The sequence below is a fragment of the Streptomyces sp. SID13666 genome, assembly GCF_010548325.1.
GTDB lineage: Bacteria > Actinomycetota > Actinomycetes > Streptomycetales > Streptomycetaceae > Actinacidiphila > Actinacidiphila fildesensis.
Window position 1 is genome coordinate 349,792 of record NZ_JAAGLX010000003.1, and the last position, 15,215, is coordinate 365,006.

At 68.8% G+C, this 15,215-nt stretch carries 12 protein-coding genes; 4 read left to right on the forward strand and 8 right to left on the reverse strand.

The window, feature by feature from the left end; all coding sequences use genetic code 11:
• Positions 1–168 precede the first annotated feature (168 nt).
• Positions 169–1,953 carry a hypothetical protein gene (locus tag G3I60_RS08530; protein ID WP_164293022.1) on the forward strand — a complete coding sequence of 595 codons (1,785 nt, stop codon included), beginning with the start codon at positions 169–171 and terminating at the stop codon, positions 1,951–1,953.
• Positions 1,954–2,288: 335 nt separating this feature from the next.
• On the opposite strand, the gene G3I60_RS08535 is transcribed toward G3I60_RS08530, so the two are convergent.
• On the reverse strand, positions 2,289–2,435 hold the full coding sequence (locus G3I60_RS08535; RefSeq protein ID WP_164606945.1) for a hypothetical protein: 147 nt from the start codon (positions 2,433–2,435) through the stop codon (positions 2,289–2,291).
• Positions 2,436–2,665: 230 nt separating this feature from the next.
• Here G3I60_RS08535 and G3I60_RS08540 point away from each other — a divergent pair, with 230 nt between their 5' ends.
• The gene (locus tag G3I60_RS08540; protein WP_239069627.1) at positions 2,666–3,394 is read left to right on the forward strand and encodes a carbon-nitrogen hydrolase family protein; all 729 of its coding nucleotides are present in this window, start codon (positions 2,666–2,668) and stop codon (positions 3,392–3,394) included.
• 303 nt (positions 3,395–3,697) lie between these two features.
• On the opposite strand, the gene G3I60_RS08545 is transcribed toward G3I60_RS08540, so the two are convergent.
• From G3I60_RS08545 to G3I60_RS08560, 4 genes are all read right to left on the reverse strand, one after another.
• Complete coding sequence (locus G3I60_RS08545; protein ID WP_138352794.1) at positions 3,698–4,231, reverse strand: YbaK/EbsC family protein; 534 nt, start codon at positions 4,229–4,231, stop codon at positions 3,698–3,700.
• Between the two features lie 157 nt (positions 4,232–4,388).
• Positions 4,389–5,591: a PQQ-binding-like beta-propeller repeat protein gene (locus G3I60_RS08550; RefSeq protein ID WP_164293024.1), complete on the reverse strand. Its 1,203-nt coding sequence runs from the start codon at positions 5,589–5,591 to the stop codon at positions 4,389–4,391.
• 154 nt (positions 5,592–5,745) lie between these two features.
• The gene (locus G3I60_RS08555; RefSeq protein WP_138352792.1) at positions 5,746–6,579 is read right to left on the reverse strand and encodes a PIG-L family deacetylase; all 834 of its coding nucleotides are present in this window, start codon (positions 6,577–6,579) and stop codon (positions 5,746–5,748) included.
• Positions 6,580–7,163: 584 nt separating this feature from the next.
• Complete coding sequence (locus G3I60_RS08560; protein WP_164293025.1) at positions 7,164–10,097, reverse strand: BTAD domain-containing putative transcriptional regulator; 2,934 nt, start codon at positions 10,095–10,097, stop codon at positions 7,164–7,166.
• 404 nt (positions 10,098–10,501) lie between these two features.
• Here G3I60_RS08560 and G3I60_RS08565 point away from each other — a divergent pair, with 404 nt between their 5' ends.
• Positions 10,502–10,894 (forward strand): hypothetical protein, encoded by a 393-nt coding sequence (locus tag G3I60_RS08565; protein WP_164293026.1) that lies wholly within the window; start codon positions 10,502–10,504, stop codon positions 10,892–10,894.
• A 460-nt stretch (positions 10,895–11,354) separates the two neighbouring features.
• Here G3I60_RS08565 and G3I60_RS08570 read toward each other — a convergent pair whose 3' ends face one another.
• Together G3I60_RS08570 and G3I60_RS08575 are read right to left on the reverse strand one after the other, a co-directional pair.
• Positions 11,355–12,569 carry a S9 family peptidase gene (locus G3I60_RS08570; protein WP_164293027.1) on the reverse strand — a complete coding sequence of 405 codons (1,215 nt, stop codon included), beginning with the start codon at positions 12,567–12,569 and terminating at the stop codon, positions 11,355–11,357.
• A 168-nt stretch (positions 12,570–12,737) separates the two neighbouring features.
• The gene (locus tag G3I60_RS08575) at positions 12,738–13,130 is read right to left on the reverse strand and encodes a nuclear transport factor 2 family protein (protein WP_138352787.1); all 393 of its coding nucleotides are present in this window, start codon (positions 13,128–13,130) and stop codon (positions 12,738–12,740) included.
• Between the two features lie 127 nt (positions 13,131–13,257).
• Here G3I60_RS08575 and G3I60_RS08580 point away from each other — a divergent pair, with 127 nt between their 5' ends.
• Positions 13,258–13,713: a MarR family transcriptional regulator gene (locus G3I60_RS08580; protein WP_164293028.1), complete on the forward strand. Its 456-nt coding sequence runs from the start codon at positions 13,258–13,260 to the stop codon at positions 13,711–13,713.
• 104 nt (positions 13,714–13,817) lie between these two features.
• Here G3I60_RS08580 and G3I60_RS08585 read toward each other — a convergent pair whose 3' ends face one another.
• Positions 13,818–15,074: an Ig-like domain-containing protein gene (locus tag G3I60_RS08585; RefSeq protein ID WP_343240843.1), complete on the reverse strand. Its 1,257-nt coding sequence runs from the start codon at positions 15,072–15,074 to the stop codon at positions 13,818–13,820.
• Positions 15,075–15,215 lie beyond the last annotated feature (141 nt).

The following is a 15,215-nucleotide window of genomic DNA, read 5'->3' on the forward strand; positions in this document are numbered from 1 at the left end:
CGCTGAGTTTGAGGTATTGGGGCGAACTCACCACCCTCATCGACGGTGACGTCTCCGACTCAGCTCCGCCCGCAGATCTGGAGACCCCGCATCATGCGTCCACGACGACCTTCTCGCCGCCCCTCCCCCTCCCTGGCCGGCCGTTCCGCGTTCGCGACTCTTGCGGGGGTGGGCGCTCTGCTGACGAGCTTCCTGGCCGTGCCGACCCCCAGCAGCGCCGTCGAACCCAGCAGCGCCGTCGCACCGAGCGACGTTGTCGCCAGCGACTGGATCGGCTTCGGGTACAACCAGGCCCCGCAGCCGCCGAACGGCACCACCTGGACCGCCGCCGACTGGAATCTGATGGTGTCCCGCACGGACTACATCAAGCCTAGCGTGGTGCGGGTGATGTTCAACCTGCCCTGGTTCTGGACGAGCACCGGCGGCTACGACTTCACCAACGACGCCTACCTGAGCGCCGAAAAGGTGATCAAACACTACGTCGATGAGGGCATCCCCGTCGTCAGCGGGCTGTTCGGCGTCGACCCGCTGAACTACACGGATCCGGGCACCGCCACCATCGAGGCGACGCTGGTGAAGCACCTTCAGGTCGACGGTGCCGCACCGAAGTACTGGGTGGGCCTCAACGAGCCCAATGTCTCGACCGGACCGAAGTCGTACTCCTACCCGGACTGGGTGACCGCGACCACCAACCTGACCACCGCCTTCACCATCGCGGGGGTGAGCACCTCGAAGACCGTCGTCTCCGGTGCGGACACCGCCGAGGCCGGCATCTCCGCCTACAGCGGCGACCTGGGCCACCAGACCGCGAAGAGCTGCAACCCGGGCTGCAGTTCCGCACTGGTCTGGAAGACGGCCGCGCTCAAGTCCTTCACATCGCAGGTGTACGCCGCCAGCGCGACCGACACCGCCGTCACCTTCCAGACCTCGTCCGACGGGACCACCTGGAAGAGCCTGCCCGTTGCCGCACCGACGCCGGTGGCCACCGTCACCGGCCAGAACAGCGGCAGTATGTGGCAGTACACCTACACGGCCTCGGGCATCACCAACGCCACATACCTGCGTCTGTCGGTCGCGTCCTCGACCCTGGATCACACGGTCGGCGGCATGGCGATCGCCGGCGCCGGCAGTGCCCTCAACGATCCGCTCAACGACCTGACGCAGACGCAGACCGCTCTGAACTCGGGCTCCTGGACCAACAGCAACTCCTGGTGGCTGCGCTCCGCGCAGAGCGGCCTGCTCGGCGCCAGTGAGGCGCACTTCTACGACCAGGAGCTGTACGGTGCGGCACCCGCGTACGTCGAGCCGGTGATGACCCGGGCGGTCGCTCAGCTCCGCGCGGCCACGCCCACCGGCACCCCGGTGCTGCTCGGCGAGACAGGGATGAAGGCGGCCCAGAACCCGGACGGCAGCAAGAACTACGACTTCGCGCTGGACACGACGCAGCCGCTCCGCATGGCCGACCTGGCCGTGCAGGAGGCCCGAGCAGGGGTCGACGGCGCCGCCGCATGGTGCCTCGACGGCTACGCGGCCCAGACATACTGCGGCATGTGGGGACGCGGCACCGAAGACCCCAACACGGTCTCGGCGCACTCGACCGCGCTCCGGCCCTGGTTCTACACCTGGAGTCTGCTGAGCCGCTACCTTCCCACCGGGTCCACCATCCACGCCCCCGCCCAGCCGACCGGCGTGCGCGTCCTGGCCGCCCAACTGCCCACCGGCGCCTGGACCTTCGTCCTGGTCAATCGCACCGCCGACACGCAGACCGTCTCGCTCAACGAACCGACCGGCACCGTCACCTTGGACAAGTACGTCTACACCAGCACTTCAGCGCCGACCGTCGACGCCAACGGCTTCCCCACCAAGGTCCGCACGCTGACCGCGGACTTCACGGGCGGTCACAACGTGACCGTCCCGGGCAACTCCGTCACCGTCTTCACCAACGGCTCCTGAGCCCACACGACCACGGTCGGCCGGATGTCGTCCCGTCGTTGAGACAGGCAGTGGCCGTCCTCCACGCTTCGAGATGCCGGTAGCGAAGAGTGAGGGACGGCCACTGTGTCGGGGCTTCCGGTTGTCGGGTCCCTCGCACTTCGCACGTCCCTGGATCACGCCCGCACCGCGGTGATCGCTTGGTACCCCTCGGCCGTACACCGACCCGACTCCCGACCCCGAAGGGCTCACGCCACTGGCCTTCGCCGAGGACTACGGACATGACCTCGCGGTCCGACGACTCAAAGGGACGATCACACGGGGATGCCGTACCACCGCGCACCGATGCACGTGCCCTACTTGCCCGGGTCGTCCGCCCAGGCAATGAACCAGGAGGGCCCGTAGAGCAAGATCAGGACCAAGGCAGCGATCCCCGCCGTCAACACGATGATCGCGATCTTCCATCGTCGTGACACGTCCATCTCCACTCTCTGAGTGCCCATTGCGTGGTGGTGACTTGAGTCTATGAAACATCCCCGTTTCATCTCAGTGAGTTGGACCCGATGTGCAGCTGCGCAACTGCATATCCGCAAGTCGAGGTCGGGGCAGTGCACGAACGCTTCCAGCGATGCCCGCCATAACTCCGGCCACAGGTCTGCCGCGAGGTCGACGCGCCGCTCAGCCGAGGACTTGCCGGGCGCCCAGGCCCGGACCCAGTAGCGAGCTCGCGGCCATGAGGCGGGCCGCCTGCTCATGGCGTACGGCGATCCCCGGACCGCTCACCGACCGGATCTGTTCCCTCGCCACGGAGACCAGCCCGTGGCTCATCCCGGGAAGCCTCTACGAGCGCGCCGAGGACGGCCACATCTACAACACCGCCCTCGCCGTCCCACCCGGCGGCGAGATCGTTGCCCGCTACCGCAAGGTCTTCCCCTGGCAGCCCTACGAAAGAGCGACGCCCGGAAACGAGTTCACCGTCTTCGACATTCCCGGCACCGGCCGGGTGGGCCTGGCCATCTGCTACGACGGCTCCTTCCCGGAAACCGTCCGCCAGCTCGCCTGGCTGAGAGCGGAGATCGTCATCCAGCCCACCCTGACCCCCACCCGCGACCGGGAGATGGAACTCGTCTGCGCCCGCGCCAACGCCTGGACCAACCAGGTCTACGTCATCAACGTCAACGTCTGCGACCCGGCCGGGGTCGGCACCAGCGCCGTCGTCGACCCGGAGGGCATCGTCCGCCAACAGGCCGGCTCCGGCGAGGAGATCCACGTCGACGTCCTCGACACCGTCACCGTCACCGTCACCGTCACCGTCACCGTCACCAGGGTGCGCCGCTACGGCTCCGCCGGAATCAACCGACCCTGGAGTCGGCTCGCCCGATACGGAGAATCGATACATCTCCCGATGTACAGCGGCGGAACCTTCCGCACACCGGACTGGCTCAAGGGCGGGACCGCGTAACACCACGGTCGCGATGCCGACGCGTCCGGTCCTGCATCCCCCGAGCAGGACCGGAGGCATCGGGGGCTGATGTGCTGAGTGGATGTGGTCTGTCGTAGCTTCGCCGAAGCCTGACGAGTGCGCGCGCTACGCCAAGAGGAACGTCCCCGTGACCACAGCCAGGGGCGGGCCTCCTCTCCCCCGGTTCGAGCCGGTGGTCCTTTCGGACGGATGCCGACCCGGCAGGCATCCGCACGTCCTGACGGCCGGTGCGGCGCCTGCCGCTGCGCCCCCGTGGGACGGGACACAACGGCAGGCCGGGGCTCAGTCGGCGAGGGCAACAGCGTTCTCCGCGATGGCCTCGGTGCGGGGCTCCGCGATCCGTACGTAGTCGCGCACGTCCAGCGCCACGGACAGGTTCAGATCGGCTGCGTTGAAGAAGATCTCTTCGTGTTCCAGGAGGGCCGGGTCGACGACGAGTTCCAGCGCTGGATCGAAGGTGAAAGGCACGATGGCGCCGCTGACACAACCGGAAAGGCGTTCAGCGGTGGCGCGGTCGGCGAAGGACGCCTGCCGTGCCTCCCAGAGCTCCTGGATCCTGTCCAGATTGACCCGGCGGTCACCGGGCACCACGGCCAGGACGTAGTGAGAACTCTTCTTGGTCATCTTCACTCGGACGACGATGCACTTCGCTGCCTGCCCCACCGGGTGCCCGCGCAGGGCGCTCACCACGTCGGTTCTGCCTTCAGATGCGTGCTCGATCCGCCGGAAGCGGGCGCGGTGGTGGGTGAGATGGTCGAGGAGATGAGCACGCGCCGTGCGGTCGACGGGCGTGGCTTGAATCAGTGTGTCGCTCATCCCCGAACCATCGCGGAATCCGATTGGTTGTCGGCAAAGCCGAAGGTGCATGGGCGCAACGGCCGGATCGGGCAGACGGCTGCGGGGTCACGCGGTCCACGCCACCTGCGGCACACTCAGGCTCGCTCACGATGGCCGCACCAGGGCCGCGCCGCTGTCAACGCAAGGGGAACATCTGTAGCGGATGCCATCTCCCGTCCCCCCATTGCGACAGGTGGACCAGGCGGTGGTGGGCGTCGAGGTAGTACCGGCCACGCATTCCCACCTCGTACCCGTCCAGCCGTCGCACCGCCCGGACCGCTCCGGTCGCGCCGTCGAGCAGGTGCACACGGACGAGAGGGTCCGCTTGGCTCACCACCGCGACGTGACCGTCTGCCGCGAAGACATTGACGACCACCCCATGCGACCACCAGGTCCAGCGGGGCGCCCCGCCGTCCAGGGCGAACGCGGTCAGCTGATCGGCGCAGGCGTTCACCGGACGCACCACGGCAACCAGCAGTTCACCCACCGCGGCCACGCGCTGTCCGTCGGAGAGTCCATCCACACGTCCGTACGCCGCGACACGCAGCTCGCCGTGCGCGGAGACCGGTATCCGCCCGGCCGTCCGCCCGTCCTCGGCGTCGAGGACCAGCACCTCCTCCGGCCCGCGGCGGCCCCGGCCACGACCTCGGCACAGGACGGCGAGCGGATCTTCCTGCAGGACGTGGACCGTGGCCACGGGCCCGTGCGTGGACGGAGCGGTCTCCCAGCGGACGGTCCCTTCGGCCGCGTCGAGACACCGGACGGTGAGGTGGCCGTCGTCCAGCCCGACCTGGATGATGCCGGTCCGGCAGACGGCGAGTTGGACGTTGCCCCTCAACGCTGCGGTCGGGGGCCAGACGGGACGTCCGCTGTTCAGTGCGTAGGCCTGGAGCCCGAGCCCGTCCGTCAGGAGGACGGCGCGGTTCGGGGCGACTGCGACGGCTCCGCGGACGTGCTGCTCGTGCAGGCTCCAGGATCCGCCGCTGAGGTCGAACGGAACGGACCACAGGGCAGTGCCGTCCTCGACCCCAACGGCGGTGACAGCGCAGTCCTCGACCTCGCCACCTGCGCTGTCGTCCGCGTGGACGGCCAGACCCACCCCGCTCACAGCCGTGCGGCTCATGGCGAGCAGCGCCGTGCGGCCGGGAACGGTCCACGACCAGACGGCTTCCCCGGTGCCCAGGTCGTAAGCGTGCAACCCGTCCGCCCGCCCGCGCACCACCGAACCGGCCGCGCACCAGCCCCCCACGGCATCCTGGCTGCCGAACGCACCTGAAACCCCCGGAACCCGCCAGGCGGGCCGCACCTGCCGCAGCCGTCTCTTGGCGATCCGTTCCATCCCCACCTCCGGCAGCCCTCACCGCTGTGACCAGCGCCTTACCGCTCCAGGTCCTCGAGCCGAGCGGCGTCGGCGGACAAGCCTCCGGGTGCGTGACCCGCTCGATCGCGCTGTGCGGCCGATGACCTTTCCGGCTCTCGGTCGGACGGGCGGGTCAGCGCAATCCGGCGAAGAGATCGTTCTCGGGTACGGCCGCGCCGGTGGCGTCCTTGACCCGTACGAAGGTCTCCACGCCCATCAACTCGCCGAACTTCTCCTTGCCCATCTTGAGGAAGAAGATGTTCTCGCCCTGACTGGCGTGCGCGGCCAGCGCATCGAACTTCTGACCGCTGAAGGGCGTGGTGTCCACCCACGTGAAGATCTCATCGTCGGGCAGGCCGATCTCGGCCATCGCGGCGGCCTCGGCAGGATCCGGCTCCGGCATGTCCTCATTGAACTCGCGCATGATCTCCCCGAAGCGCTGCATCATCGAGCGGGGCATCGTCGTCCAGTACACCTTCGGTGTCAGCTCGGTCATCTCCAGCGCCGCCATCGTGATGCGGTGGGCCTGAATGTGGTCGGGGTGGCCGTAGAACCCGTTCTCGTCATAGGTGACGACCACATCAGGTTGGTAGTGCCGCATGAGTTCCGCGAGCCGGGCGGCGCCTTCCTCCACGGGGGTCTGCCAGAAGGCTCCCGGGGCCTTGTTACTCGGCCAGCCCATCATCCCGGAGTCGGCATAGTCCAGCGTCTCCAGATCACTGACCTTCAGGACCTCACAGCTCGCCTCGAGTTCTTGACGGCGCATCAGGACGACGGCCGCCGGATCGTGCCCGGCGTCACCCGGCTTGACACCCCCCGGTCCGTCACCACAACCGCCGTCGGTACACGTCACAAGAACCGTGCGGATGCCTTCCGCCGCATACCGCGCGAGGACCCCTCCGGTTCCGGTGGCCTCATCGTCGGGGTGGGCGTGTACTGCCATCAGCGTCAAGGGTCGGTCAGTCATTGAACAGTCCTCTGCAGAAATAGAGATCACGGCAGGCCTACCGCGATCCTGGGGCCCGACTCCAGGTGGGATGACCTCGCGGTCTCCATATTCCCGCCCGTGCGGCGCCGGCCCCTCGCCCAATGCAACCGTGTCGGCCGGTCTGGATGTTCCCGGCGCAGCCGGATGGCTCCATCTCCCAGCATCCGGCCGAGCCGAGTGCTCACGAGACCCATGCCGAATTCCGCGGCAGCCCGCAGGTGACCAGGCCGGCCTCGTGCCGACGCCGGGCGGCCGTCCGCCCACAGGACCCTTGATCATCCGACGGCGGTCCATCGGTCCGGCCACCCTGTGGGTTTCCGCAGCGGTGGACCCGCTGAGCCCCGTCTCATTGGATACTCGCCCAAGGTATGCCGCGCCATGCTCGCGCTTCTGCTAACTCTGGATGACGGCTGCCGCGCGGCGGTACGCCTCGGCGCGATCCTGCTCTCGGGCGGCGCGAACTTCGGGATCGGCCGACCACAGTGCTTGTCGGCTGGATGGTAGGTACGGATGACTTCGAACTGCCTGTTCCGCACGGCCTCAGGGCGCGTCACAGCCTCCCTTCACGGGGAAGATGGTCGCGCTGGAGCTGTCGTCTGGTTCATTTCACCGATCGTCTGCCACAGGCGCAGCGCCCGCCCTCGGTGTTGGCGCGCCATGTGGTGGCTGCCGGCCGCGGCGTCCAGGTCGCCGATCAGTTGCCAGCACGTGGCCTCGTCCTGGCGGTCGCCGTGCCGGTGGAAGAGGCCAGCCGCGCGCTCCAACGCCGGGCTCGCCTGGTTCCGGTCGTCCTGGCCGGCGTACACGCGGCCGACTTCCAGCAGCGTGTACGCGGTGCACCGCTCGTCGGCCAGTCTCTCGAAGGTGGCCAACGCCTGCCACAGACAGCGCAGCGCCTCGTCCGGATCACCGCGCCGATCGTGCAGTCTGCTGAACCGCCGCAGCACGACGGCGACGCGATGCTCGTCGTCAAGCGCCCTGGACAGGTTCAAGGCTCCGGTGAACCAGGACTCCGCCTCTTCGAGTTGGCCCTGCATGAGTCGCATCACGGCCATGGAGCAGGACAGCTGCGCTTCGACGTCCCGGTCGCCTTCACCGACCGCGATGGCCAGCGCTTGCTCGACACGTTCGAGTGCTTCGTCGTCACGGCCCTGCACCCGGCTGACCGTACTGAGCATCGCCACCGACAGTGCCTCGCCGCGTTTGTCCCCGTTGTCCCGGCACAGCTCGATGGACATGTCGAGGGCACGGGTGGCTCGGTCGAATTCGTCTTGGTAGATGTGCAGTTGACCAAGTCCGCGGAGCAGCACCGATGCGCCGCGCGCGTTGCCGGTGGCCTCGGCCGCGTCCAGCGCGAGTCGGTGCCCGTGCTGCCAGTCCTGATACAGACACCGGTGGTCGTAGTAGGTGGCCGTGCCGGCCGCCAGCTCCCAGGCCAACTCGTCCAGGCCCCGGTCCACGGCAAGTTTCACCGCACCGAGCAGGTTGTCGCGTTCCGCGTCGAACCAGCCGAACGGATCGGCCATGAGCCGGTCCATGACCGCGTCGGGCAGCGACCGGCGCGGTGCCGAACCAGGCGCGGCGGTCAGCAGCCCGGCCGGCAGCCGGTCGGTACCGCGCCTGACCAGATCGAGCCAGACGGACAGCACCCGGATGATCGCGTCCCGCTTGTCCGCGGTCGGCAGGGGGGCGGCGATCTCCACGGCGCAGGTCCTGATCAGGTCGTGCAGTCGGTAGCGCGGCTGGCCGATGGCGTCGGTGGCGGTCAGCCGCACCAGGCTGGCGTCGACGAGGGTGTCCAGCACTTCTTCGCCGTCCGGGCGGTCCAGCAACGGGCCGACCACCCAGCCGGGCAGGGTGTAGGGGCCGAGCAGACCCAGCAGACTCAGCGCGCGCACAGCGTCGGCCGGCAGCAGCCGTAGGCTCAGTTCGACGCTGGCCCGCACGTTGAGGTCCCCGATCCTCAGCTCGGCCAGCCGCCGGGACTCGTCCTCGATGCGTTCCCGCAGCACCCGCAGCGACCAGGCCGGGCGGCCCGCGAGTTTGCCGCCGGCGATTCGGATCGCCAGCGGCAGGTTGCCGCAGCAGTCGAGGATCGCGTCAGCTTCGCCCGGTTCCCGCTCGACCCGCCGCCGCCCGACAATTCCGGTGAACAACTCCCGCGCCTCTGCCGGGCTCAGCACGTCCAGGTCGATGTGTCGAGCGCCGGGAAGTTGCGTCAGCAGAGTGCGGCTGGTGATCAACACGGCACAACCGTCGGCGCCTGGCAGCAGCGGCAGCACCTGATCGGCGTGACCGGCATCGTCCAGTACCACCAGCATGTGACGGTCGACCAGCAACGAACGGTAGAGCGCGGCGCGCTCGGACAGGCCGTTCGGGATCGCGCTGCCGGCGATGGAGAGCGCGCGCAGTGCTTCGGCCAGCATCAGTCCCGGGTCCCGTGGCTCGTCCGATGTTGCCGCGAGGTTGAGGTAGAGCTGGCCGTCGGGGAAGTTGGCGCTCGCCAGCCGCGCAGCGTGCGTCACCAGGCTGGACTTGCCGACACCGGGACTGCCCACGATGACGGCCACCGGGGCCCGGTTCGACGCCGACACGTCGAGCAGTCCGGCGATCTCGGCCAGTGTTTCTGCCCGGCCCACGAAGTCGGTTACGTCGAGCGGCAATTGACGCACGGGCATCGCCATTGCCGGCCCGGGGGCCGCCGGGGCAGGACTCTCCGGTGGTGTGCCCGAGGGACCCTGTGCCGGGACCGGAGCGGCCAGGGCGGGATCTGCGGTCAGGATGCGCTGATGCAGCGCCTGGAGCGGCGGGGTGGGGTCGACGCCGAGTTCGTCGGCCAGTGTCCGGCGCAGCCGCTCGTACGCCTGCAGCGCCTCACCTTGTCTTCCGCACCGGTAGAGGGCGACCATCAGGTGTTCGGCGACCTGCTCGTCGTAGGAGTGCTCGCGGAGCAGAACGGTCAGTTCATCGATGACCTCTCGGTGGCGCCCCAGGTCGAGTTCGATGGCGAGGCACTGTTTGTGCGTGGCCGCACGCTTCTCGTTCAGCCCCGCCGCATCGATTTCCAGGACTTGACTGGGAGTGTCGGCCAGGGCGCTTCCGCGCCAGCAGGCCAGCGCCCGCCGCAGCGCGAGGGCTGTCTCGAACGGGGCCGTGCGCTGTTCGGCGAGGTGTCGCTCGTGGTCGAACTCCAGCAGGTCGAGCTGATCCCGGGCCAGGTGGATCTCATAGCCGCCGCGCCGGGTGCTGATCAAGGAGCCGGGTGCTCCGCAGACGACGAGGTTGCGGCGCAGCCCGGAGACAGCATCCTGGACCTGGCGGACCGCGGTGGCGGGCGCGTTCCCGTCCCACATCACGGCGACGAGCCGCTCCATGGCGACGATGTTGTTGGCGTCGATCAGAAGCGCTGCCAGCATCTTGGTCTGCCGCGGCCCGTTCAACGGGACCGCGCGTCCGGCGATCTGGGCGTGCAACGGCCCCAGCAAGCCGAATCTCATGTTCCCCCCGGCACACGATGATGAGCGTCAATCCCCCGGCTGACCTCGCACTGGGACGAATCTAGGACGGCTGACGGATCCGTGTCCATAGCGTCCCTGTTGCACGGCTCACCGAAGGCGAGCGGGCCGGACATTTCCCTGCTCGCAAGCCACCGATCGGACCTATGTTTCCTTGTTCCTCCAGTACCTGAACCGGAACAGTTGAGGGCGGCGGCGAGCGGAGCGAGTTGCCTTGATCTGGTGGAGAGAGTCCGTCCCCGCGGTCGCTGCGGCGTCAAAGATCACCGACGACGAGGGGACATCGCTCCCCGGCGTTCGTCCGAAATCCACAGGACGCATGCCCTATCCGGCGAGATGTCGAGTTACCTTGAATCGAGTGCCCCGTCGCTGAAGGAGATGTGTCCGTGGAGGATCCGTCGTTCACTGTGTGGCTGACCGAATCGGGCAACGGTGGACAAGATGCTCTGCGCGCGGTCATGGCACTGGCCGGGCTGAGTCCGTGGCACAGCAAACTCCTTTTGAAGAGTGCGCCCGCGACGGTTTTGGAGGACATCCCGTTCGACGCGGCCACCGATGCAGTACGGCGGCTGCAGCAGGCCGGTGTCCATGCGACGGCCCAATGCACCTGGTGCGACCGGACAGTGCCCGGCGACGGCACACCACTCGACCCGAGCCCCTGTGCGTCCCGCTTCTGGCCGGCCGCCCACTGCCGCGCGAACTCCCTCGTTACCTGTGGCTGCGACTTCTGCACCACCCACTGGCCTCTGGTCACAGGTGACCTGCCCACCACCCGCTGACGCGGCGGCGGCATACAAGCTGATGACGTTTCCCATTGGATCGGCTATGACTTTCCGGTTCTGACCGGCTCAGAGTCGCGCGAGGAGCCGGAACGAGGCACTGAGCCACCGTGGCCTGCATGCTGCTCTTACGTGTGGGCAGTCCAATCGACGCCGCCGAACTTGCTGGGGCCCCTCCTGCCTCCGTTGGGGAACCGCTGGCTACGCACGCAGACGGTAGCGAAGCGCGCCCGACGGATCGCGGCAGCCGTGCCTGAGGAGGAGCGAGACCTTCTGAAGGCAGCCGTCTGGCTCCATGACCTTGGGTACACGACCGAGCTTCGGGCTACTGGGTTTCATCCGCTCGCGGTGCCGGCTCCGGACGGCGGCAGCACCGCCGACGTCCGGCGGCGGCCCACCGGGCGGTCTGGGCCCACCGGGCGGTCTGGGCCGACCGGGAGGGCCATCCGGCGACCGCCGCTCACGTCGTGAGGGTGTCGTCGAGCCAGTCGTAGATGCGGGCGAGGGACAGGCGCATGGCGCCGGGGTGGCAGTGCGCGCCGGCGCCTTCTTCGGCGGTGAAGACCATGAGGGTTTTGGGGCAGGTCAGGTGGTGGTAGAGCTGCTCGGGCTGGCCCTTGAAGAATTCGTCGTCGGCGGCGTCGCAGACCAGGGTGGGGCACCGGATCTGTTCGGCGATGCCGTGGTGAAGGGTGTAGTCGAGGTAGGAGGCGCTGAAGGCGCGGGGGGTGTCGACGCCCATGACGTACATGCCGTGGTTGATCGCCCAGCGGGCGGTGGCGTCCTGGGCCATGAGCTGCTCGAAGCCCGCGTCGAGTTCAGGGGCCGAGTCCGCGCGCAGGAGACGTTCGGCCGCGGCGCGGTCGCCGGGGATGTTGCGGACGGAGATCTGGCCGAGGTCATAGACACCGTCCACGGCTATCAGCGCGGCCAGGCGGTGTTCGAAGGCCGCCGCCCGGGGGGCGAGCACACCGCCCATGCTGGAGCCCAGCAGCGCGATACGGCTGGCGTCGACCTCGGGAAGAGTCTCGGCGAAGTCGATCACGGGGGTGATGACGTTCTCCCAGTCGGGGCGGAAGACCAGCCCTTCGCGGTGGCGCGGTCCGGGCTGTCCTGGGCCGTCGAAGGTCAGCACCGTGTAGCCGCGCTCCACGGCCGCCAGCGCACCGCTGAAGTGGAGCTCCTCGGCGGTGCCGTCGAAACCGGAGTGCATGATCAGCGTCGGCCGAGGTGCGCCAGTGGTGTCGGCCCGGTAGAGGTAGCCGGGCAGCGTGGTGTCCTCGTACGGGATACGGACCGGCTCGATCCGCGGGGTGGACAGCGCGGCGGCCGCCTGGAAACAGGCCACGCTGCGGTCGTAGGCATGGTCATGGCGCGGGTCGCACGGGTGACCGTGCAGGAAGAACTCAGCCGACCGGTAATAGTTCGACGCCCGCAAGAACCCGTCCCGCGCACTGACCGGGTGACCGGCCTCCAGCGCCATCCGCGCCTCGCCGGCCACCCGGTCCGCCGTCGCGAGCCACTCCGTGTGCCAACTGTCGTAATCACCCTCAACGATGCGCTCACACGTCGAGACCACCTCACCGAAATCAGCGCCGCCATAAGCGATGTGACTCATCGACCGCAGGGTCTCGTACCAGAACTGGGTGTTGTCCGGGAACAGCAACTGCTTCATGACAGTGTCCTTGAAGGTGAGGGAATGAGCAGGGCCGGGCGGGGGCGGCGGGGGCGGGGTTGCGGTCGGCGTCTGAGCCTTCCGACGCCGGGGATCGACACGACGGGGATCGACACGGCGGGGATCGGCACGACGGGGATCGGCACGACGAGGGTCGGCACGAGGGGGTCAGCGGGCGCTGCCGAGGTCGCGGTCGGCCTCGGAGCCTGCGAGCAGCAAGGTGGTCTCCTCGATCCGGCGGAAGCGGCCGTCGGGCGCGAACTCGCCGAACACGTAGACCTCCATGCGGACCGTGGAGCCGTCCGTCTTCACGACCTCCATGGTGTGGCGGTCGGCGTACCGGTCGCCGTCCGCGAGTTCGTCGTGGACCTCGACCGAGCCGCCGGCCACGACCGTGCGCAGGTGGGCGATATGGGCGAGGAACTCGGTGCGATCCGCCCAGCTGCCGTCGGTGCGCTGGCGGTAGTCGGGGGCGAAGTGCCGCTCGGCGGCCTCGTCCAGATCCAGGCCCGGGGTGAGGAGCAGGTCGGTGAGGGCGGCGCGGATGTCGGTGCGGTTCATGGGATTTCCTCCGGTGTGGTGGTAGCGGCCCGCAAGGCGAGCACAAGAGATGCACGAGAGATGCGTGCTTTGAGCACGCTTATGACTGTACAGGGAAAGCGTGCTTCGCGCACGCTATTCTGAAGCGGTGACGAACACGACCGGCGACGACATCGCCCAGACCCTCGGGCTGCTCCTGCGGCGCAGCACCCGCACCCGTCTCCATACCCGCCTCACCGACGGTCTGGAGGAGGAGGTTGACGACCTCACCTACCCGGTCCTCAGCGGCCTGGCCCGCACCGGCCCGTGTAGCGCCGCCGACCTCGGCCGCGAGGTCGGACTGGACCGCACCACCGTCAGCCGGCGCGCCGACCGCCTGGAGCGGTCCGGCCTCCTCGAGCGCCACCCGGACCCGGACGACAGCCGCGCCACCCTGCTCACCCTCACCGACGACGGCCGCGCCGTCGTGGCCGTCACCCGGCAGCGACTCGCGGACGCCATCGAGGACTCACTCGCCAGCTGGCCGCAGGCCGACGCCCGCACCTTCGCCCGCCTCCTGCGCCGCTTCGTCGACGAGGGACCCTTCGCCGGCGACCACGACTGACCGTCACGGGCGGTGCGATCGAGCGGTCGAGCGGGCCAGCAGGCGGGCAGGCGGGCAGGCGGGCAGGCGGGCAGGCGGGCAGGCGGGCAGGCGGGCAGGCGGGTCTACCAGTTCGCCCAGGGGAGGTTCCAGCCGCCGAGCCCGTTGTCGGGGGCGACCGCCTTCTCCTTCGAGTGCACGACCTTGACCACGTCGCCGATCAGCGAGCTGTTGAAGAACGCGCCCGCGACGGAGTTGTCGCTGCCACCCTCCACGTCCTTGAGCGAGACGCAGCCGTGGCTGGTGTTGGCCTTGCCGAACGGGTCGCCCTTGTACCAGTAGTTGCCGTGGAGGTAGGTGCCGCTGCTGGTCAGCCGCATCGCGTGCGGGACGGCGGGGATGTCGTACTCGTCGCCGAGTCCGACGGTCCGGGAGTTCATGTGGGTGACCTTCTCCTTGGACATGATCACCATCGTGCCGCTCCACGACGGGTGCTTCTCGTCGCCGAGCGTGGCGGGCACGGTGGTGGCCTTGCCGTCCCGGACGATCGTGAGCTGGTGCGTGGCGGCGTTCGCGGTGGACACCTGCGACCGGCCGATGGTGAACGGCTCGTCCTTGTCCACGTCGCCGTAGACGCCCGGTGAGACCTCGACGTTCTTCAGCCGGTAGTGGATGGTGACCTTGGTGCCCGGCTTCCAGTACTCGGCCGGGCGGAAGTCCAGCCGGTCGTCGCCGAACCAGTGGCCCTTCACCTCGGTGCCGTTGTCGGTCGCGAAGGTGATGCCCTTGGCGACGGCGTCCTTGTTCACGATCTTCTTGCTGAACTCCACCTTGACGATCATGCCCACGCCGTAGGTCCGGCCGTCGCCGATGTTGTCGTTGGTGGAGACCTGCCTGCCGGGCGTGCGTGTGGTGAACGCGGTGGTGGCTGCGGCCACGAGGCCGTCGGCGTCCGTCGCCTGGGCGTTCACCGTGTACGCCGTGCCGGGTGCGAGCGCGGCGGCGGGCTTCCAGCCGGTGCCGTCCGGGGTGAGCGAGCCGGGCACGGGCTTGCCGTTCTTGTCGGTCACGTCCACGGTGGTGAGCCTCCCGTGGGAGACCGACACCCGAAGCGCGTTCGGGGCGACGCCCTGGGCGCCGTCCTTCGGCTCGACGTCCAACACCGCGGCCGACGTCTTCGGCACAGCCCCGCCTGTGGTCGTGGCGGCCGGGCCGCCTGCGGCAGCCGTGTCCGTCGCACGGGAGGCCTCGGCGCCCTCGGCGTGCGGGTTGGCGCAGGCCGCGGTCATCAGCAGGATGCCGCCCATCGTCAGCGCCACCGCGCCGCGGTGGAATCGGTCGCCGGTACGTATCGCGCGCCGGGCCGCCTGAACAGTGCTCACTGTTGTTGCTCCTTCTCGGTGATCACCGAAAGCTTGTCGGCCGCTTCGTCCCAGCAGCAACGGCCGGCGTCCGATCTGGGACGCAGGGACGCCTTTACCTCCTTTGAGCTGGGAAGACGTAACCTTCCTGGGACGCGTGAA